This window comes from Elioraea rosea (assembly GCF_007644105.1).
GTDB classification, from domain to species: Bacteria; Pseudomonadota; Alphaproteobacteria; order Acetobacterales; family Acetobacteraceae; genus Elioraea_A; species Elioraea_A rosea.
On record NZ_VFAC01000001.1, the window covers coordinates 290,277 to 311,070 of the forward strand.

A 20,794-nucleotide genomic window follows, 5' to 3' on the forward strand; every position below is an offset into this window, starting at 1 on the left:
GCTTCCCATGAGGCTGTGATGGCACCTGACGGGTCAGCCAAGGCGATCACGCAACCCGTCGCGCGAGGACCGCGCGGGCGAAGCCCCGGCGTGTCCTCGCTCGAGCGGCTCGCGCGGCGCCGCTCATCCATCGCCTTCCTGATGACCCTGCCGCTGATCCTCGTGATCGCCGGCCTCGTCGCCTACCCTGCCGCATGGGCGATCTACCTTTCGACGCTGAACCGCCGAATGCGGGCGAACATCGGCTTCGACAACTACCTGATCCTGCTCGAATCCGAATCGTTCCGCATGATCATCTGGCAGTCGTGCTTCTTCGCCATCACCGCGGTGCTGCTGAAGGCGCTGATCGGGTTCTGGCTCGCGCACATGCTGCACCACATCCCCACGAGGGGGCAGCGGAAGTGGCGCGGCATGCTTCTGATCCCATGGGTCATCCCGCCTGCGCTCTCGACGCTCGGCTGGTGGTGGATGTTCGACCCGTCCTACTCCTCGATCAACTGGATCATCAACGTCTTCGGCTTCCCCTCCGTGCCCTGGCTCGGCCAGCCCTGGTGGGCGAGGATCTCGGTGATCATGGTGAACGTGTGGTACGGCGCGCCGTTCTTCATGATCATGTACCTCGCCGCGCTCAAGAGCGTGCCGGAGCAGCTCTACGAAGCCGCCTCGATCGACGGCGCGACGTCCTGGCAGAGGCTCCGGTTCATCACCCTGCCGATGATGCAAAACATCATCTCCATCACCGTGCTGTTCAGCCTGATTGTGACCTTCGCGAACTACGACATCGTGCGCGTGCTGACCAATGGAGGCCCGCGCGACACGACGCACCTGTTCGCGACCTACGCGTTCCAGGTCGGCATCCTGTCGGGCAACCTGCCGCGCGGCGCCGCGGTGTCGCTGTTCATGCTGCCGATCCTCGCGGTCGCGGCCTTCTTCATCCTTCGCGGCGTCACCCGCCGGACCAAGGAGATCGCCTGAGATGGCCGAAGCCGCCGTCGCCAACCGCGACTACCCGCGCGTCTACGGAAAGGTCGGCAGCCTTCACCGCGAGCGCGCCTGGGCGCTCCGCTGGGCCTATGTGTCGCTGATCCTCGCCTCGATCATCTTCCTCGCGCCGCCCTTCTACATGCTGGTCACGAGCATCAAGACGAATGTCGAGATGGCAGACCAGTCGCTCAACCCGTGGATCGTCCGCAACCCCACGCTGGAGCACTACTGGGCGATCCTCAGCAATCCGATCTTCCTGACCTTCTTCAAGAACAGCATCATCGTCACCATCCTCGTCGTTTCGGTGACGATGGTGATCTCGGTGCTGGCGGCCTTCGCGCTCTCGCGGATGCGGTTCTGGGGAAGCCAGGTGCTCGCCACCGGCGTGTTCCTGACCTACCTCGTGCCGGACACGCTGCTGTTCATCCCGCTCTACCAGATCGTCGGCGGGCTCGGCCTGCTCAACTCGATCTGGGGGCTCGTGCTCGTCTACCCGACGCTGACGGTGCCGTTCTGTACCTGGATCATGATCGGCTACTTCGCCTCGATCCCGAAGGAGCTCGACGAGGCTGCGCTGATCGACGGTGCGACCTGGCCGCAGATGCTGACGAAGATCTTCATCCCTGTCGCCCTGCCAGGCATCATCGCAGCGACCATCTTCGCCTTTACCGTGTCCTGGGCGGCCTTCGTCTACCCCACCGCCTTCATCACGCGGCCGGACCAGATGCCACTGACCATCGGCATCGTCAGCCAGCTCGTGCGCGGCGACACCTTCGCCTGGGGGCAGATCATGTCTGGCGCGCTGATCGCCGCGCTACCGCCGGTGGTCGTGTACGTGTTCCTGATGGACTACTACATCGCCGGGCTCACCGCCGGCGCAACGAAAGGATAGGCTCGCTCAATGGCGCAGGTATCGCTTCGCAAGCTGGTGAAGGAATACGAGGGCGGCGTCCAGGCCGTGAAGGGGATCGACCTCGATATTGAGGACGAGGAGTTCGTGGTGCTGGTCGGGCCGTCGGGCTGCGGCAAGTCGACGACGCTGCGCATGATCGCGGGCCTCGAGGAAATTACCTCGGGCGAGATCGCGATCGGCGGCGACGTCGTGAACGACATTCCGCCGCGCGACCGCGACATCGCCATGGTGTTCCAGAACTACGCGCTCTACCCCCACATGAGCGTTTACGACAACATCAGCTTCGGGCTGAAGCTGCGTGGCTTCACGCGCGAGGAGATCAAGCGCCGGGTGGACAACGCCGCCCGCATCCTCGGCATCGGCGAGCTGCTCGAGCGCAAGCCGAAGGCGCTCTCCGGCGGCCAGCGCCAGCGCGTGGCGATGGGCCGCGCCATCGTGCGCGACCCGAAGGTGTTCCTGTTCGACGAGCCGCTGTCGAACCTCGACGCGAAGCTGCGCGTGCAGATGCGCACCGAGATCAAGCAGGTGCACCAGACGGTGAGGACCACCACCGTCTACGTCACGCACGACCAGGTCGAGGCGATGACGCTGGCTGACCGCGTGGTGGTGATGAACCACGGTGTCATCGAGCAGGTCGGGCCGCCGAATGAGCTCTACCGCAACCCGGCCACCATCTTCGTCGCAGGCTTCATCGGCAGCCCGGCGATGAACATGATCCCCGCCCGGCTCGAGCAGGCGGGAGGCGGCGGGCTCATGGTGCAGCTTGGCGAGGGGTTGTCGGTGCCCGTGCCGGAAGAGCGGACCGCACGCTACGCCCCGCATGCCAACCGCGACCTCCTGTTCGGCATCCGCCCCGAACACCTCACCGAGGCGACCCGCATCGACAAGCAGAACCTCGCCCCGCTCACCGTGAAGCTCGACGTGATCGAGCCGATGGGCATGGAAACGCTCGTGCACTTCCACATCGACGGCACGAGCGTGTGCGGCCGCGTCGACCCCGCGGCAGGTGCGGAAGCGGGGGTGCGCATGGCGCTTGCCGCGCACATGGAGCACATGCACCTGATCGACAAGGGTTCGGGGAAGGTTCTCTGAGCATGGCCGGTCGTCTCGAGGGAAAGGTCGCCTGGGTCACCGGCGCCGGAAGCGGCATCGGCCGTGCAGCGGCGGTCGCGCTGGCCAAGGAGGGCGCGAAGGTCGCGCTGACAGGCCGCCGCGCCGCGCCGCTCGAGGAGACGGCGGGCATGATCGGCGGCGGCGCCCTCGCCGTGCCGGCCGACCTGACGGATGCCGCCCAGGTCACTGCCGCCGTCGCCACCGTGGTCGACAAGCTTGGCCGGCTCGACATCGTGGTCAGCAATGCCGGGCTGAACGCGCCGGAGCGCCGCTGGGCCGTCCTGAAGGCCGAGACCATCTCGGCGCTAGTCGACGGCAACCTCAAGGCGCCGGCCTATGTGGCGCAGGCCGCCCTGCCCGCCCTGCGCAAGAGCAAGGGCATCATCGTGCACGTCGCCTCCTGGGCCGGGCGGTTCATCGGCCACGTGTCGGGCCCCACCTATGTCGCGGCCAAACACGGGCTCGTCGCGCTCAGCCACACGCTGAACATGGAGGAGTGCGGCAACGGCGTACGCTCGACCGTGGTCGAGCCGGGCGAGGTGAACACCCCGATCATGGATCTCCGCCCGGTGAAGCTCCCGCCTGAGGTGCGCGCGGCGATGCTTCAGCCGGAGGACGTCGCCGCCGCCGTGCTGTTCGCGGTGACGATGCCCGCGCATGCCTGCATCAACGAGATCCTGATCAGCCCCACGGCGAACCGGGGCTACCTCGCCGAGATGGCCCGCGCCGCCCAGGGCTGACGCGGACCTCGGGCGCGGCGCGCCTTCTGCAGGGCTGCCTGCGCCCGCGCGGGGTTGACGGTCGGCCCCGCGCGCGCTTGCTTGCGCGATCGTTTCGCACTCTCGCCAAGGAACGTCCATGCTCATCCAAGTCGCGCCGCTCAAGAGCTTCGTCGCCTCGATCTTCGCGCGCGCAGGCACCTCGGAGGCCGAGGCCGCCCGCATCGCCGGCTACCTCGCGGAGGCGAACCTCGTCGGCCATGACAGCCACGGCGTGGTGCGGGTTCCTCGCTATATCCAGTGGCTGAAGGAAGGCCGCGTGCTCGCCGATGTCACGCCCGAGGTGGTGGTCGACACCCCCGTCATCGGCGTGGTCGACGGCAAGTTCGGCTTCGGCCAGACCGTCACGCCCGTCGCGGTGCAGCTCGGAATCGACAAGGCGCTGATGATGGGCCTCTCCGCGGTGGCACTGCGCAACAGCGGCCATCTCGGCCGGGCAGGCGACTGGGCCGAGATGGCAGCGGCTGCGGGACTGATCTCGATCCACTACGTCAACGTCCAGGGCAGCCTTCTCGTCGCACCCTTCGGCGGCGTCGACCGGCGCATCTCCACCGCCCCCTTCGCGATGAGCGTTCCCCTGCCGAACCGGCCGCTGATCCTCGACTTCGCGACGAGCCATGTGGCCGAAGGCAAGGTCCTGGTGGCCAGCCGCGGCGGCAAGAAGCTTCCGGTGGACGCGCTGATCCGCCCAGACGGCACGCTCTCGGGCGACCCGACGACGCTCTACGGCAAGAGCGAGGATCGCAACCCGGAGAATGGCGAGGGCGCGATCCGTGCCTTCGGCCTGCACAAGGGCTCGGGCCTCGCCTTCATGTGCGAGATGCTTGGCGGCGCGCTCACCGGCAACGGAACCTGCGGGCCGCGCGAAGGCGAGCGGGGCCGCATCACCAACGGCATGATGAGCTTCTACCTGCGGCCCGACGTGATCGGCCCGGTCGAGGAGATGGCGGCGAGGGCTGAGCGCTACATCGAGTTCTACAAGTCCTCCCGGCCGTCCGAGCCTGGCGGCGAGGTGCTGATCCCGGGCGAGACGGAGAACCGCTCGAGGGCCGAGCGCGGCGCGAAGGGCATCCCGCTTCCCGACGACACCTGGTCGAGCATCGTCGCCACGGCGCGCGAGGTCGGCCTCAACGACACCGCCATCCCCCAGGCCGCCTGAGCGCCGCGATGACCGGCGCGATCGGAGGGGTCGACCATTGCATCGTGCTGGTGCGTGACCTGGCCGCCGCGCGCGACGTGTGGGAGCGCCTCGGCTTCCGCACCTCGCCGCGCGGCGTCCACTCCGCCCACATGGGCACGGCCAACCACACGATCATGCTGGCCGACGACTACATCGAGCTTCTCGGAACGGTCTCGGAGACGGCGCAGAACGCCCGCTGGCGCACGCGGCTGGCCGGGCCCGGCGAGGGCCTCGTCGCGATCGCGCTGCGCGCCTTCGATGCACCGAAAGCGGCAGAGGAGGTGGCCGCCCGCGGCTTTCCCCCGCTTCCCGTCCTCCATTTCGGCCGCCCCGTCGCCCTGCCCGGACCCGGCGCGATCGAGGCGACGTTCGATGTATTCCACCTTCGCGACATGCTCGCCGATGAGCTTCGCGTGTTCTTCTGCCGCCACAACGTTCCGGGGGCGACCTGGCCGCCCGGGCTGACGGAGCATCCGAACGGTGCTGTCGCAATAGAGAGCTTCACGATCCTCGCCGAGGATCCGCGCACCGCGGCAGAGGCGACCGCGAAGCTCCTCGGCCGGACGGCGGCACAGGCAGACGGCGCCATGGTCGTCGAGACCGGCCGGGCGCGGCTCCGCTTCCGCGAGAAGGGCACCGGCCGCGCGGGAATCGATGCGATCGCCGTGCGCGTGCGCGACCTCGAGGTGGCCCGTGCAGCCCTCGCAGCGGGAGGCATCGAGCCTGCGCGCAAGGACGGCTCGCTTGCCGTACCGCGCGAGGCAGCGAACGGCGTTTGCCTCAGCTTCGTCCGGGCCTGACGGACCGCGTCAGGCGACGACGTTCGGCTGGCCTGACGCGCCCACCAGCTGCCCGCTTGTCGCGTTCCCCGTCCAGGCGATCTGCTTCGGCCCCTCGACGCGAACGCTCGGCGTCCGCGCCGAGCCGCGCACGACATTGGCCGAGACGCTGACGAGCGCATCCTCCGACGCGCGCACCGAGATGCTCGCCGCCGCCCCCGGCGTATCCAGCGGCGACCAGTGCTCGACGACGTTGCCCGTCACCAGCACCTCGCGGAAGCGCAACGGACGGTCCTGCACCGCGCCGCCAGCGCGCACATCGACGAGCGTATCGACCGATGGGCCGCGTACCCTGTTGTCGGTGATCGCGATGCTGCCCGCCCAGGCCTCGTCGTTCCCCGGAGGCAGGCCCTGCGCGGGAAGAGGGGTGGCGAGAATGCCACGGTGCGGCTTCAGGCGCTCCTCGCTCAGCACCTTGAAGCCCGCGTCGGTCCGCGCTGGATGGCTCCACGTCACCTCGTTGCCGTGCACGATGATGCGGGGAGCCGATACAGCGATGCCGTGCGCAGCCTCCACACGCTCGCCCGTCTCGGGCCATCCGGTATCGAAGATCGTGTTGTGCTCGATCACAACCTCGGTGCTGTCGATCATCGCCGCCTCGCCCGGCGGCGCCTCCTGCGCCGCATAGGACAAGGCGATCGCCGTGTCGGCGCCGAAGCCGCAGCGGTGCAGCAGGTTGCCGGAAACCCGCACGCGCCCCGCCGGAAGCTTGCCGAGATGCATGGCGACGATGCCCTGCGCGCTCGACGCAGCAACCACGTTCCGCTCGATCGCGACATGGGCGGCATCGACCGCCATGACGCCGACACTCCCGCCGATCGCGGCATTGCCGAGGATACGCACGCCCTCGCCCTGGTTGACGAGAACGGAAGCGAACGCATTGACCGAGACGTTGCCCTCGACCTGCGCGAGATCGCAGCCGTTCAGCGCGACCGCGAAGGTGCGGCCCGACACCATGTTGCCGGCAACCTCCACGCCGTCGGCAGCGAGGCTCCCCTCGAGGCCGGAGACGATGCCGAAGGCGAGGCCCTCCGCGGCCTCGCCGCGCTGCGTGGAGACGATGTCGTTGCCCGCGACGAGGCGCGTGCCGCGCGCGGCGAGGATGCCGCCATAAGGCCCTCCGCGCCAGGCAAGCACGTTCTCCGAAACGGTCGCGTTCTGTGCCGCGGCGACGATCGCGAAGCCGACCGCGCCAATCGCCGGCGCGACGATCAGCCCAGGTCTTGCGTTGGTCTCGGAAGCCGGCTGCGCATTCGTGACCGAACCTGCCGTGCGCTCGAGCCGCGACAGCGCCGCGCTCACGTCGTTGGCAAGCCGGAACTCGGAGGTGGCGCGCGAGAGGCTCGCAAGCGAAGCGACCTCCGTGTTGCGCGTCAGGCGAAGACGATCCGTGGCGAGCTCTGCGCGGTCGGCCGCAAGGCCGCCACGAAGTCCGCCCGGCGTCGGGGTTGCAGGTGTCGCGGTTCCGGGTGTCGCGGTTCCGGGTGTCGCGGTTCCAGGTGTTGCGGAGCCAGGCGTCGCGGTACCGGGCGTCGTGCTACCCCTAGTCGGCGGCGTCACGGTATCCGGCCCACGCGTGGGCGGCGGTTCGGCGGCCTGCTCGCCGCGCGGCCCGCCGCGCAACACGATGTTGTCGGCAACGAGCGCGAGTGTCGTCGCCAGCCCCTTGCCGCCCAGCGCATCCGTTCCCAGCAGAATGCCGAAACGATACCCAACCGCACTGTTTCCGGTGACGCGAAGCGCGCCGGTGCAGGCAGTGACGCCGATCGCGACAAGCCCATCATCCGCGGAAGGCAGCGACCCGCCGGCGCGCTCGTCGGAAGGGTTCGCGATGAAGGCGCAGTCGCGCACCGTGAGGTCGGCCGTCGCCCCTTCGGCGCGAATGCCGATGGCGAGACGCTCGACGATCGAGGTCTCGATTGTCACGTCGCTGCCTTCGGTGAAGACACCGGCCGCCATTCCGCCCGCATCCTGCACCACGAAGCGGCAATGCGAGAGCCGGACGCGCTCTGTGCCCTGGCCGATCACGACCAGCCCCGGTTCCTCGACCCTCTCGCCGATGCTGCCCAACTGGAACACGATTCCGGCGACGGCAATGTCGGTGACAGGCACGCGTTGCGCATCGCCGCCGCCGATGCGGAGAAGCGGCACGTCGGACGAGCGCGTTAGCACCGCCGCACCTGGCGCCTCCGCGTGCAGCGACACGCGCGAGCGGCGGATGACCAGCGCGCCCCGCAGGACATGCTGCCCGGCCTTGAGGCACACGCAGCCGCCCGCCTGCGGCAGGCTGTCAATCGCCGCCTGGATGTCCTCTCCCGGGCGGACGACGACCGTGCAGCACCCGTCTCCCCCCTGCGGCGCGAGGGGCGGCCAGAGCGTGCGGCAGTCGGACGGGTCCTCGTTCGCGGCGATGTTGCCAATGGCGGCCAGCTGCGCGACGTGATGCACAGGCCCGTGCGGCGCCGCCGCCGTCAGCTCCTCGACGGATGCGTCCGCCGTGCGGGCGGCGAACACCCACCAGTCACAGGCGCGATACTGCGCGCCCGCGCCCTCAAGCGTGAAGTCGACCTCGACGCCTTCCTCGAGCTCGATCATGCCTCCCGAAAGCGACATGAGGCCGTTCGCATCGAGCGTGTTGCGCGGGGCAGCCTGGTCCCAGCGGATGATTCGCGTGCGACGCTCCGCATGCCCATCGGCCGTGGTGGCGAAGGCGCGCTCGCCCGCGGGTGGGATCGCGCGATCGAGCACCACCGCGAACCCGTCCGCCCCCTGCTCCTCGAGTGGCGGTTCGGCGACCTGCGCCATCACGCCGCTCTCGCCGTTCAGGAAGCGATGCTCGTCGGTGATCTCCACCCAGTCGCCCGCGGAGATCCGGAGACCCGGATCGCGCCCGATGCGGGTGACGGTGAGGATCGACACCTCCTTGCCGCCGCGGATCTCCTTCCGCATGCCGGTGACGGGCGAGCGGACCGAGGCGTTGTCGCGCGAGAACTTGAACCGTGCCGCACCCGTCGCACCACCGACATGCACTTCCACGCGATAGAGACGATTCTCGAGGCCGCGATAGCCGGTCTTCGGCGCGATCAGGCACGGATCCTCGGGCGCTGGCGGAGCGACGGCGCGCGTCGTCAGTCGCGCAGGCGATGGCGGAAACAGCGCATCGAGATCGACACCGCAGGACGCCTGGCGCACGCCGGCGACACGGACCTGCCACACCGTCTGCAGCCGCGCCGCGGTATCGACGCCGCCGAGCGCGACATCGAGCAGGGACGGGTCCTCGACCCAGGTGACCTCGCGCTGCCAGACATCGAGGAACACATTGGCCCCGCCCGAGCCCGGCAAGCCAGGCGGGTCGGGCAGGAAGGGCTGCTTCAGGTAGCTGATCGGCGTGCCGTCGGAGGCGAAGGCCTCCGCGAGAAGCCCCTCGACATACATCCGCCCGGGGGCGATCGAAAAATCGCGTGGCGGCCCGCCAACGATACCGATACGGAACGCATCGACGGTCGAGAAGCGGCTGACCGCGGCGCGGCCGAACGTGTCGCGCGCCTGGCGCCGCGCGCGGCCGAGCGCGATCGCCGCCTGTTCGTTCCAATCGGCGTCGACCTGCACGCGCCCCTGCTGCATCAGCACGGAGGCGAACCGCTTGCGCGGATCGTGGGTCTGGCGTGAGTAGTCGCCTGCCATGGCCTCTCTCCTTCGGAAACCTCCGTCCCGCGCCTTCCGGCGCGGCGGGTCCCGTCACGTCACGAACACGATGCCGGGCTCGAGGCCCAGCGGCAGATACTCATCGAGGCGCCTGCCGAGATTGCCGAGCCGCTGCGGCTCCTTCAGGTGGCAGGTCACACCCATCGCCGCGCCATCCTCGGCCCCTGTCCCGATGCCGGAAGGGCAGCTACGGCCGAGCTGCGCATAGGCGGGCTGCCCGTAGCGGAGCGATCCGAAGACCGGCTGCATGCGCCGCCTTCCGCGCGCCGCGGCAGCCGCGCGTTGCGCGCCCGTCAGCGGCACGCCCTTTGCCGCTTCCGCATCCTCGATCGCGTCCGCTTCCGCGAGGTCGGGCTGGCAGCGCACGCGGCGCGGCGTCTGGCTGCCTTCGCCCGTATAGCTGAAGCGCACGCAGCCTTCCGCGCGTCGCGCGATGCGCACCGAACCGAGCACGATCGATGTATCGAGCATCGGCAGGCGGATGGCACGGATGTTCCCGAACACGGTCGATCGCTCGATGACGAGGGGCGGCGCATCACCCGACGAGCCCGGCCCGGCGATCGCATCGGTGTTGACGCCATCGACGATGCTGTCGAGCGCGACGAACTGTCGGGCATGCGCCGGCATCCTCACCGGCCCGAGAATGCTGAACGCGCACTCGACCGACAGCCCGGTGTTGCGCGGGTTCGCCCCCGTGCCGGCCGCGACGGTGAGCGACGGCTCGACGGGGCTTGCCGGCGCCGGGCTCAACGGCCCGGTTCCTGCGATCGATCGGCCGGGCACGAGCGTGCAGTGCATCAGCCTCAGCCTGCGCAGCGAGCCGATGACAGAGACGGCTCCCTCGATCAGGAGCCCCGACAGCGTGACCATGCTTTCGGGATGGTCGCCGGTGATCGTCAGCGGCTGGTCGAGGCGGAGATGCGGCCACGCGCGATCTGCCGCCTCGATGGCGAGCAGGCCACGGCGGCCAGTGACCGGGTCGGGGTCGGCGGGCTCGATCGTGAGCGGGCCGGAGACCGTCTCGTGGTAGGAACGGCTGTCGGCGATGCGGACCAGCGCATCAGGCTTGCCGTCCGCCGCCCAGGCATCGAGCGCGTCTCGCAGCGTCGAGTGACCGTCCTCGCCCACGGTGTAGCGCCGAAGAGTGAGGTCAGGGCGCACAAGCCAGGCGGCGCGGCCGTAGGGGCCACCGCCGAGATCGGCGACGGCGCCCTGGACGAGGCCGATGCGCAGCCGTACGGACGAGAGATCGGAACCGAGCGCGATCCGCCCGGAGCGGACATCGACGCCGACGAGGTCGCCCGACGGCCTTGCCCACGGCTCAAGCGTCATGCAGCGCACGCGATTGGCCGGCACCACGCTCTCCGTTCCATCGGCGGCGAGCAGGCTGATCGAAACGCTCGTCTCTCCGCCGCCGCTTCCGAAGGGGCCGAAAAGGTCGCTCACTGATGCGCCTGCATCGCGCGCGGCGACGAGATCATCATGGAACAGGCCCGGCCGGATCGGTCCGGGAACGTGCAGCTCGGTCGCCTGGCCGGTCTCGTCGTCCTCCCGCCGCGGCCGGATGAACAATGGTGCGTCCTGCCCCAGCGGCGAGGCACGCCAGCGCCAATCGGCCGGGCTCGCCTCCGCCCGCGCGGAGACGCCATCGAGCGGCCGCGGCCGAAGCCGCCAGAGGAAGAAGCCGATCTTCGGAATGCCGTGTCGACCGACGAACGCATCGAAGGGCCGGACGTCGACGGTGCGGGTGGAGCGGTCGAACGCACCCTCGATCATCTCCGCCACGCGGGTCGAGCGCAGATCGGTCCAGCCGCCCGCGCCGGCGCGCACATGGTTGCGGATGGCCTGCGTCCAGCCGAGCGTCTCGAAAAACTCGACGAGCCGCGCGGGCCAGCCGGTGACATCGCGCGCAAGCTCCTCGAGCATCGGCGCGGTGCCCTTGCGGCGGCGATAGTAGATCGTCTTCGCGACATCGGGCCGCGCGCGCGCGGCGATCGCCGGCATCAACCTCGCGATTCCGGCTAGGGCGCCGGCTCCGGCAAGGTCGGGGAAAAGCGTGTGCCAGAGCGCCGGCTCGGGCTGCGAGGAAGCGTCGAACAGGGGCGTGGTGCCGACGAGATCGCCGATATAGGGAATGGCCCAGGGATCGGCCGTTTCGACGAACAGCCCGTCATGCAGGCGGAACACATCGTCCTCGAGCACGGCGGCCTGCGCCTCGATCACGCCGAGGAGCGCGCGAAGCTGCCCGCCCGTCTCGGCATCGCGCTGGCGCCAGAAGGCGGGAAGCTGGCGGTACAGCCTGCCCTCTTCACCGCGGCCGTTCATGCGATGCCTCCTGTCGCGATGAGAACGATGTCGGCAGGGTCAGCGAAGGCCTGCTCGGCCGGGAGCAGCCTTGGCCGCTTGAGCCCGTAGGTCTCCGCGACGATGGGATCGGCCGTTGCCCCGGAGGAGGGCCGCGCGGGGAAAAGCCGGATGCGATCCTGCAGCGCGCCGGCGGCGAGATCGCGCGCCTTGCGGCTGGCGGCGGAGAAACTCGCTTGGCGACGCAGCCCGAACGCATCGAGATCGAGCCCCGCCACGCCTGGAACCGCCAACACCGCGACGTCGATGTCGCTTCGGTGCAGCGGTTCGGCAAACCCGATCCGAGGGAAGGAGAGGCGCTCCACTAGTGCGGCATTGACGGCAGCGAGCACCTCCTCGCGCACGAACCCGTCCTGCACGTAGAGCGTTCCGGAGAGCGACACCGGAACGCGCAGCACGGCACCGAGCATGAGCCGCTGCGTGACATCGCGCGCCGCATCGAGAACAGACGACAGCTTCGCGAGCGTCGAGACGCCGAGCGCGACGCCATCCGGCCCGGCGACGGTGAGGAACACCGCGCGTTCGATGCCGTTCCAAACCCAATCCGCCCGCGCCTTGGCGGCAAGGCCCGTCTCGACCGCGAGCACGGCGAGATCGTCGAGCGCGATGGCGCGACCGAAGGTGCGCACCTTGCCGGGCGCGGCCGTGCGCGCATCATCGGCGCTCTCCGGGTCGGCCGCGCCGGAGCCGGGCTCGAGATTGGCGCCCTCGCGCAATCCAGGCGGCCGCGTCAGCAGGATCGAGAGCTGTCCGGCACGAACATTGCCGGCGAGGCCAAGCCCCGTGCGGTAGCGGACGCGAACATTGCCCCGCCCCGTCGGCAGCCGGGCACCGGAAATGCCGTCGCCGAAGCGCACGATCGTCCTGCCGCCCTCGGCTTCCTCGAGGACGCACACGTGCTCTGTCGCGCCACGGCCGTACAGCGTATCCACGACCGGCCAGGCCTCGCCATCGACGAGCACGGTGATCTCAGGACGGCCACGCACCGATGCCGGATCGATCCGGCGGGTCACCGGCGCCTTGCGGAGCGTGAACTGCTGGAAGGCGCGCGATGCGTCGCCGTCGCCGAGGATCTCCTCCGCCTGCGTCTCCCCCTGGCCCGCACGCGCGACATTGCCAAGAAGCACGGAGGTCGCGGCGTCGAGGGGTTTCGGCAGAGGCGGCGTGAAGTCGATCGCGAGCAGCGCGCGGCCTCCGCCCGGGCTCGTCGAAATGGCGGCCGAGCCGGTGACCGTCGCGGCGTGGGTGGTCTTGCCGTCGGTCAGGACGATGCGGCGCTTGGCGTCGATCCGGTCCAGAAGAGGCAGCGGAACGGTGATGCGGCTGCCCGAGACGGCCGGCGGATAGTCGTGCCGCCGCGGCGCGATGAGGGGCTGCGACACCTGCCAGAACTTCACCTTCCGCCGGTCGGCGATGCTGCCGAGACCGGGCGCGAGGATGCCCCAATCGCCCCAGGTGCCGCCCGCGAAGATGCGCGCGCGCAGCGTTCCATCGGTCCAGCGCGCGGCGACCACGCCGCGGCCTCCGCCGAAGCCGAGCACCGGGTCTCCCGCGAGCGAGCCACCCAGCGACAGGCGCGCCGCGGCACCGCCGAGGCCGAGGTTCCAGAGCTGGGCTCCGCCGTCGCTGTCACGCCAGGCGATGGTGAACCCTGCCGCCGAAAGGAGCATGGCCGGCCGCCCGCGCGCGCCCTCGCTTCCCGGAAGCGGCACCCATTGCGTCCATTGCGAGGGCGACCCGGCCGAGAGAAGCACCGCGCCATCGGATGAACGCCGTGCGAGCGCGACGAACAGCGCGCCGAAGGGTCCGATCGCGATATTAGGCGCGAGGTCTGCCTCGGCGAGCGGGCGCCAGCTCGAGACCGAGCCAGACGCATCGACGAAGACCGACCAGGCGGACCGGTCGGCGCCGCGCGCCACCGCGCAGCTCGTTCCGGCAATCGTTGCGGGAATGCCGGGGCCGGCCTGGATCGCCGCCGCGACGATCGGCCCCGTGACGATGCCGCGGAGATCCTGCCACGCTCCCCAGGCAGGCGAGCCAAGCCCCGTCGCTGTTGCGAGTAGCAGCGTCGCCGACTCGCTTCTGGCGAAAGCGTGCAGCGTGTCGGCCGCCGGCGAGACAACCGCCGGGTCCTCGACCACGCCAGGTGCGGCGATGGCCGTCCACGCTTTCGTCGTGAAGCCCGAGGAATGCGCGTGCCAGAGCACGCCCTCGCCGCGCGCGACGACATCGAGGCGCGACAGCGTCGAGACAAGCTGCGGGTCGCCGATGATGGCATCGGATTCTCCGCCCTGGATCGCGATCGGGAACGCCTCCGTCCAGACCGTTCCCGCAGCGCTCGTGGCCCGGTTGGCGGAGGAGTAGGGAAGTCCGGTCGTTGCGCGGAACACGACATCCATGTCGCCCGTGGGCAGCACGCGAAGCGCTGGCCGCCCGAGCGTCGAGGCGGCGACGCGAAGCGTCGTCACCTTGTCCGTCACGCCGCCGAAGCTCTGCGTCGCCTCCGAAACGGCCGTCGCGACAACGGCGTGGATGCGGCCTTCGCCATCATCGGCAATGAGGGCCGCACCGGGCTTGAGCGCATCGATGCGGCCATCGAGCGGGTAGGTCGCATCGCCGCCGGGCAGCGTCAGATCTTCCTTCTTGCTGGCCCAGCCCGGGCTGCGCGTCCACGTCGTTCCCGACTTCTCGCCGGGGTCGAACTCGAATCGCTCCTCCGGCTGGTTGTGGCCGAACAGGCGGAAGGCGCGCTCGACCTTCGCCAGCAGCGCCGCCTGCGGCATTGCCGACTGCATTGGCGGGCTCCAGCCGAGGCCGCGGGCGGGCCCCTCGCCCGACACGCGCTCCGCCGTCTTCTCCTCGACCGCACGGGCCCAGAAGGCAATCAGCGCATCGCCTGGCGAAAGCTTCGCGGGTGCGACGGGGATTGCTGCCGACCTTCCTCCCGCAGCGAACGGATCGTAGGCAAAGGGAACGCCGCGCGCCTCGAGGCGGTTCAGGGCGGCTTCGCCTCGCACCTCCTCGATGAGCTCGAAGATCTGCGGCGTCTCGTCCTGCCCGGGCACGCTCATCATGCGGAGCCCAGGGCGAAGCGCGACGGACGCCTCCGTGTCGAGCGTGAAGGCAACGAGCGCCTCGGCGGCAAGGCCAGCGAAGGGCTTGTAGTCGAGCAGGCGCACCAGGCGGCGGACGCTGTCGCGCGACGTCGCCGTGCGGAGATAGGCCTCGTTGGCGATGCGCTCCTGATAGAAGGTCAGCACATCGGCCATCGCGGCCCAGAGCTCGATCAGCGTGATAGCATGGTCGTCGCCCTCGCGCGTGGTCAACGCGGGAAGCGCGATCGTGAGCTCGCGCAAGGCCGCAGCGCGGAAGCCGGCGAAGGTGCCGCTGCGCCAGGCGATCTCCGAAAGCGAGGGTCGGTTCCACACCGCGTTCGGCGCCTGCGGCGCGTCGGCGGCGTTGCAGCCGCAGTAGGCGGGATCGAAGAGACGGGACTCAGCCATCGCTCACCCCTCCCCTTCGATCTCGAGAACGAGCAAGCCGTTCTCCGGCAGAGACGCATCGGCATCAAGCCGCGGCAGCTCCCACAGGCCGAAGCGCATGAAGCCGGCCTCGCGTTCCCCCGCCGGCAGGCCCCAATAGCGATGGAATTCGCGGACCACGCAGGATGAGACGCCGGGTATGCCGGCCACCGTTGCGATGATGCGCGACAGATGCACCGTCGCGCCGAAGCGCGCCGTCCGGATGTCGAAGATCCCACCCGCTCCGACGAGCGCCTCGCGCACGGCGGGCACGACGCTGGATCGGAAGTGCCCCGGCGCGATGCAGAGGCCGATGCGAAGCCGGATCGGCACGTACTGCCCCGCGCGCACCGCGAGGTCGCGCCCCGCGAGGCGCCAGCGGTTCAGGGCCGCGCGCATCGCACCGGCAAACCCGGGCTCGAGCATCACGCCGCCGCCGGGCAGCGCCACCAGCATGGCCGCGTCGGACGGGTGGATGGCGACGAACACCGTGTACCAGCTTCCGGTCCAGCGAAGTGCGGCGCGCGCGGCGGCAACGCCCGCGAGCGTCAGCGCCGCCTTCTCCCAATCCGCCTCCGTCACCGCGCGGAACTGGACCGCATGCATGGCCGACGGTGCATTGCCGCGGACGGCGGCGAGGGCTTCGGCCTCCTCTCCCGCTCGCGCGGCGACGGGCTGCCACACCGCCGTGACGCCGGGGAAGGTGGGTGGCGGCGCATCGGGGTCAGCCGGGTCGGTCATGTCTGCCGCTGCGGGCTGTGCGACATGAACGAGCGAGCCTGCACCGACATTGCCCGCCAGGCCGTTGCCGATCCGGAACCGCGCGAGGATCGACGCCTCGGCCGGAAGCCTGCGCCCGAACGCGTCGTCGCCGAAGCGAAGCACCGCTCGGCCCTGATCATCGACCTCTGTGACGAAATGCGTATCGAATGCGTCGGAGGCGAGAAGGTCCGGCACGGCTCGCCAGATGGCAGGCTCCTCCGCCGGCGTATCGACGATCAGCACCACCGCAGGCATCGCCTCCGCGGCGGGGACGGCGAGTTCGTGACGCGACGCGACGGCCCTGCCATCGGCTGCGAACACGGCGTCCGACCCCATGGCCTGCATCGTCAGTGGCGCAGCAGGAAGTGCGAGGGCGGTGGTGCGCCCGCGCGTGACGGCAGGCGGCAAGGTGCCGTCCGCGCTGCGCGCAACGATCGACCGTCCATGGTCGACCGGAACCACATTGCCCCGTGCCTGCCCGGCATGCGGCACCGCCGCGCCGGTATCGTCGCGACCTGTGATGGTCAGCGCGAAGCCTGGTGCGTGCTCCGCCTGCCAGGTCACCCGCATGAGCGGCATGGGCGGGTCGCCGGCTGCTGTTGCGCGGCGCGGCACCGGGCCCGCCGGCGTGGCGTCGGCCGTCGCGGTGAACGCGGGGTCCTCCGCGTCGATCACCTCGGTCAGACGCACCGCGACGCGTCGCGCAGGGTCGGCATCGGGTGCCGCACCGGTCTCGGGCCCCTTTGCTTCCCAGAGCAGCAGCCAGTCGCCGGCGACGAGCGGCGGACGAAGAATCGTGCCGTCGTCCTGCACCGTATAGACGAAGGCGGAGGTGGCGCCGCGCGGCAGGCAGCATGCCCTGCCGCCGAAATCATGCAGCCAGACGCGATTCAGGTCGGGGTGGCAAGGAACACGCGCCGTCGCCTCGAACACCGTCACGCCGGCAAGGGCCGGGTCGCCGTCATGATCGAGTGTGATCGTGTCGGGAATGAGCGGGCCGGGGGAGCTGGCTTCGCCGCGCAGCGGGGCGGTGATCCGCGTCATCATCTGCGTCCCGGCAGGCACGGTGCCGGCGCCATCGACGTCGAGCTGCACGAAGGCGAAGCCGTTTCGCCCGTCATGCATCCGGTAGTCGACCAGGCGCGCATGCCGACGCGCCGAGATGCGCATCCGGCACGTCTCGAGCGAGGCCTCGGTTCCTGCGGCGTCCTGCATCCAGGCGAGCCGGTCTCCCTCCGCGGCGAGAAGCTCGACGAGCACGGAAGCAGGCTCGGCCGGGTGCGTCTCGGTCCAGCGCGGGTTCCGGGCCCTCGCGAGATCGAGAAGCATCGTGCGGAAGCTCTCGAAGTCGCGCGCCATGTGGTCGAGCGACGGAACCTCGCCCTCGGGCTCCTCGCAGCGCATGACGACGCGGCAGTCGAGGTCGGTCGGGCAGCCGGCCTTGAAGTTGATGGCCGCGCTTGCCAGCACCGCGTCGATGCCATGCGTTGCGGGCTCGCGCACCACGAGGCGGTAGAGCGAGAAATCGCCTGCCTCGGTGACAAACACGCGCAAGCCGTTCGGGCCGAGCGCTTCCGTTCCGACGACGCCGATGCCGATGACGCGCGCCCCGCCCTCGATGACGAGATCAGCGGCGCCGAGGGAAGGCGGTGGCTTGAGGAAGATCGTCTCGAGGACGTGGCGGCGCCCCGGCGCGGCAAGCGGGAAATGCCGATACTCGACGAAATCGATGCCGTTCAGCGTCGGATGCGCGAGGATGATCGCGCGGCGCTCGTCCTCGCCGCAGGCGGGAATGGCGGCGTCGATGCTCATGGCCCACCTGCGGGGACGGTGAACGTCTCGGCGCGCATCTCGCCCGTGCCGCGCGGCGCATAGACGACGGTGACGATGAGGGCTGCGTCCTCCACCGTGACAGTAACGCGCTGCACGGCCACCCAATCCTCGAGCCAGCGCATGAGCGCGCCCTGCACCATCTGCTGCGTGGCGGCGGCGAGCGCATCGGAGGCTGGCTGGAACAGAAGCTCGCGCAGGCCGCATCCGAACTCCGGTCGCATCGGTCGTTCGCCCGGCGCGGTGAACAGCACCTGCTCGATCATTTCCCGCACGTGCCGCTCGGACCCCACGGTCGCCGCGCGCCCGCGCGCATCGGCCTGGAAGGGGAAGGAGAGGAAGGCGCGCGCGGCCATTACCCTACTCCGCCGTCAGGTCCGGGTGGCGATAGACATCGTTCGCACTCGTATCGACATCGATGGCGAAGGCCTCGCTGCGGTCGACCAGGTGCCGGACCACGCCACGGCCGATCGCGCAGAACAGTCGGCGCCGATCGCGCACGGCCTCCTCCGATCCCATCGAGAGCCCTGGAAGCCCGTCAGCGCGCAGCAGCGCATCGAGCTCCTCCTCGATCGCGAGCGCGATGGAGTTGCTGAGATTGTCGGGCAAGCCGCCCTTCAAGGCGCCCATCGCCGCTACTCCAGGAAAACCTTGGTGGACAGCATGCTCGGCGGCGGCACGGGAAAGGCCGGCACCGGCGGGGCGGGCGTGACCGGCAGGACGCCGGCCGCTGTCTCGCCCGGATGGATGTGGGCCTGAAGCATCGCGACAAGCTGGCCGAGATAGGCCATCAGCAGGTCGCCCTTCACGTGCGGGTGCGGTGCGGCAGCCGACCCGTGCTTCACGAACGGCGCCTCCGAGACCACGTTGAGCGCGCCCTTGATCGTGACAGTCGCCGTCGGAACGTTGAGCTCGACCATGTGGAGCTTGATCCCGTCCGACAGCGTCACGGTCTGCGCCGCATCGTCCATCATCACCGTCAGCCCCGTCTCCGTGCGCCAAATGCGCGTCGTCAGGGGCTGCGCGGGGCCGCCTGCCGGCTCGACCGGGATCATCCCGCTCGGCCACCACCCGCCCGTCCAGATCGGCATCGAGGGGTCGCCCGCCTCGAACTCGATCCAGACGCTCGCGCCGACCGGAGGGATCGAGAAGAAACCGGAAAGCGGCCCGGCATAGGGGACGCAGGGACTGGCCCACCCGGACGGGATCTCGCCGAGCACGGAAGGAACCATCGCCTGGATGCGGCCCTGCTGCAGCGGGTCGGTCGTGTTCATCACCGTGCCGCGATACTTGCCGTAGAACCGGTCGCGCGGCGCGGAGGACGAGCCACCGCCGACCGTCGTTTCCAGCTCGTCGATCGTGATCGGCATGCTCGTGTCCTCCTCAGAACGCAGCGAGCGGGTCGATGAAGATCTCCGCCCCCGTGAGCCCGAGCGCGTTGCGCGTGGCGCTGAAGCTCTGCGTCCAGGCGCCGGTGGTGATGCTGTGGGTGACGGTGGTGACGTACCAGAGGCCGCTATAGGCACGGCCGGCGCCGCGCACGAGCACCGGCAGGCCCGGGCGAAGGATGCGACCGTACTTCACCGCATCGACGGTTCCCGAGCCACGCAGCGCGCGCGAGGAGCGGTCGACGATCGCCTGATTCTGGCGCAGAAGCTCGGCGGGGTTGGCCGCGTCGCGCGCCGTCGGCCGGCTGATGCGTGGGGGGATGACGCGGAACAGCGCGGGCTCGAGCCCCTCTGGCGGCATCAGGGGCGCGACCGCCGGCGCAGGGATCGGCACCCCGCTCCGCGGATCGGCTTCTGCCGACACGGCCGACGTCGGCGAGAGCGTATCGTAGGTCACGTCGAAATTGACGAGGTTCGTCGCCGTCCCGAAATCGACGCTCAGCACCCCCTGCGGCGGCACGGCCGTCAGAGGCGGGTGGAAATGCCCCGCGTCGAGGCCGGTGATCGGGTCGGGCTGCAGATAGCATTCGTAGCTGAGCGCGCGCGCCATCTCGCGCAGCATCCTGGCATCGGTGCCGCGCTGGATCGTCGTCGTATCCGCAATCGTGCGGGTGGGTGGCGTCGGCAGCGGCAGGGGCGTGATGCCGTAGCGGCCGAAGATGACCGAGGCGATGGTCGCAGGGTCCATGTTCGGATGCGGCATCGGCTGCTCGATGAGGTTCATCACCGTCGCCGTTGCGTCCATCGCGACGACCTCGGCCGTGGTGCCGCTCGCCGCGCCGCGGCCCGTCTGCCGCACCTCGCGGACGAAGCCATTGATCAGCGTCTCCGGCAGGGGCGGGCCCGACGAGACCGAGACGGTCAGCGGCACGAGCGGGCGGAAGAAGTCAGCGACCGGCGGGTCCCAGTCGCCGAGGAAGTTCCGCGAGAGGCTGAAGCGGAGGCGGACCACGGAGGCGGCATCGACCGAGGTCTCGACCTCGATCCCTTCGAGTGCCGACATGAACGGCGGCAGGAGCGGCGCGAAGGCCGCCCGGACCATGAAGAACGGCTGCCCGAAGGACGTCATCGCCCTACCGCCCCGGCGCCGGAATGGCAATCACCACGCCCGGCTCCGCGACGAGCGCATCGGGGTCGATCGCGAGGCCGGCATCGGCAACGCGCCACCAGAGGCGGCCATCGCGCATCGTTGCAAAGGCAACACGGTCGAGCCGCTCATCCTGGCGAACGGTGAAGCCGAGCGCGCCGCCAGGCGCGGGGACGATGCGAAGCGTCTTGTAGCGGATCGTGCGGCCGTCCGATGTCTCGTAGGTCGCATCGGGAACCGCCTCGTACCGGCTGCCGCGCTCGAACATC

Annotated in this window: 15 protein-coding genes; 6 read left to right on the forward strand and 9 right to left on the reverse strand. The window is 70.0% G+C overall.

What is annotated here, in order from left to right; translation table 11 throughout:
• Positions 1 to 18: 18 nt before the first annotated feature.
• The 6 genes from FIF60_RS01410 (at position 19) to FIF60_RS01435 (ending at position 5,769) form a co-directional block, all read left to right on the forward strand.
• Complete coding sequence (locus FIF60_RS01410; RefSeq protein WP_144183016.1) at positions 19 to 975, forward strand: carbohydrate ABC transporter permease; 957 nt, start codon at positions 19 to 21, stop codon at positions 973 to 975.
• A 1-nt stretch (position 976) separates the two neighbouring features.
• A complete protein-coding gene (locus FIF60_RS01415; protein ID WP_144183018.1) occupies positions 977 to 1,876 on the forward strand; it encodes a carbohydrate ABC transporter permease in 900 nt (299 codons plus the stop codon).
• A gap of 9 nt (positions 1,877 to 1,885) precedes the next feature.
• Positions 1,886 to 2,989 (forward strand): ABC transporter ATP-binding protein, encoded by a 1,104-nt coding sequence (locus FIF60_RS01420; protein WP_144183020.1) that lies wholly within the window; start codon positions 1,886 to 1,888, stop codon positions 2,987 to 2,989.
• Between the two features lie 2 nt (positions 2,990 to 2,991).
• Positions 2,992 to 3,750 (forward strand): SDR family oxidoreductase, encoded by a 759-nt coding sequence (locus FIF60_RS01425; protein WP_144183022.1) that lies wholly within the window; start codon positions 2,992 to 2,994, stop codon positions 3,748 to 3,750.
• A 118-nt stretch (positions 3,751 to 3,868) separates the two neighbouring features.
• Complete coding sequence (locus FIF60_RS01430) at positions 3,869 to 4,948, forward strand: Ldh family oxidoreductase (protein WP_144183024.1); 1,080 nt, start codon at positions 3,869 to 3,871, stop codon at positions 4,946 to 4,948.
• 8 nt (positions 4,949 to 4,956) lie between these two features.
• Complete coding sequence (locus FIF60_RS01435; protein WP_144183026.1) at positions 4,957 to 5,769, forward strand: VOC family protein; 813 nt, start codon at positions 4,957 to 4,959, stop codon at positions 5,767 to 5,769.
• Positions 5,770 to 5,778: 9 nt separating this feature from the next.
• On the opposite strand, the gene FIF60_RS01440 is transcribed toward FIF60_RS01435, so the two are convergent.
• From FIF60_RS01440 to FIF60_RS01480, 9 genes are read right to left on the reverse strand one after another with little or no spacing between them, the layout of a single operon-like run.
• Positions 5,779 to 9,492, reverse strand: a complete 3,714-nt coding sequence (locus tag FIF60_RS01440) for a DUF6519 domain-containing protein (RefSeq protein WP_144183028.1) — start codon at positions 9,490 to 9,492, stop codon at positions 5,779 to 5,781.
• Positions 9,493 to 9,546: 54 nt separating this feature from the next.
• Entirely contained in the window at positions 9,547 to 11,838 is a 2,292-nt protein-coding gene (locus tag FIF60_RS01445) for a hypothetical protein (RefSeq protein WP_144183030.1), read from the reverse strand.
• Positions 11,835 to 15,380, reverse strand: coding sequence for a hypothetical protein (locus tag FIF60_RS01450; protein WP_144183033.1), 3,546 nt, complete (start codon positions 15,378 to 15,380; stop codon positions 11,835 to 11,837). The genes FIF60_RS01445 and FIF60_RS01450 overlap by 4 nt, the downstream gene beginning before the upstream one ends.
• 3 nt (positions 15,381 to 15,383) lie before the next feature.
• The gene (locus tag FIF60_RS01455; RefSeq protein WP_144183035.1) at positions 15,384 to 17,972 is read right to left on the reverse strand and encodes a baseplate J/gp47 family protein; all 2,589 of its coding nucleotides are present in this window, start codon (positions 17,970 to 17,972) and stop codon (positions 15,384 to 15,386) included.
• Complete coding sequence (locus tag FIF60_RS01460; RefSeq protein WP_144183037.1) at positions 17,969 to 18,346, reverse strand: GPW/gp25 family protein; 378 nt, start codon at positions 18,344 to 18,346, stop codon at positions 17,969 to 17,971. The genes FIF60_RS01455 and FIF60_RS01460 overlap by 4 nt, the downstream gene beginning before the upstream one ends.
• A gap of 4 nt (positions 18,347 to 18,350) precedes the next feature.
• Positions 18,351 to 18,620 carry a hypothetical protein gene (locus tag FIF60_RS01465; protein ID WP_144183039.1) on the reverse strand — a complete coding sequence of 90 codons (270 nt, stop codon included), beginning with the start codon at positions 18,618 to 18,620 and terminating at the stop codon, positions 18,351 to 18,353.
• A 5-nt stretch (positions 18,621 to 18,625) separates the two neighbouring features.
• The gene (locus FIF60_RS01470; RefSeq protein ID WP_144183041.1) at positions 18,626 to 19,360 is read right to left on the reverse strand and encodes a phage baseplate assembly protein V; all 735 of its coding nucleotides are present in this window, start codon (positions 19,358 to 19,360) and stop codon (positions 18,626 to 18,628) included.
• Positions 19,361 to 19,373: 13 nt separating this feature from the next.
• Positions 19,374 to 20,507 carry a phage late control D family protein gene (locus FIF60_RS01475; RefSeq protein ID WP_144183043.1) on the reverse strand — a complete coding sequence of 378 codons (1,134 nt, stop codon included), beginning with the start codon at positions 20,505 to 20,507 and terminating at the stop codon, positions 19,374 to 19,376.
• A gap of 4 nt (positions 20,508 to 20,511) precedes the next feature.
• A complete protein-coding gene (locus FIF60_RS01480) occupies positions 20,512 to 20,793 on the reverse strand; it encodes a hypothetical protein (RefSeq protein WP_144183045.1) in 282 nt (93 codons plus the stop codon).
• Position 20,794: the final 1 nt, after the last annotated feature.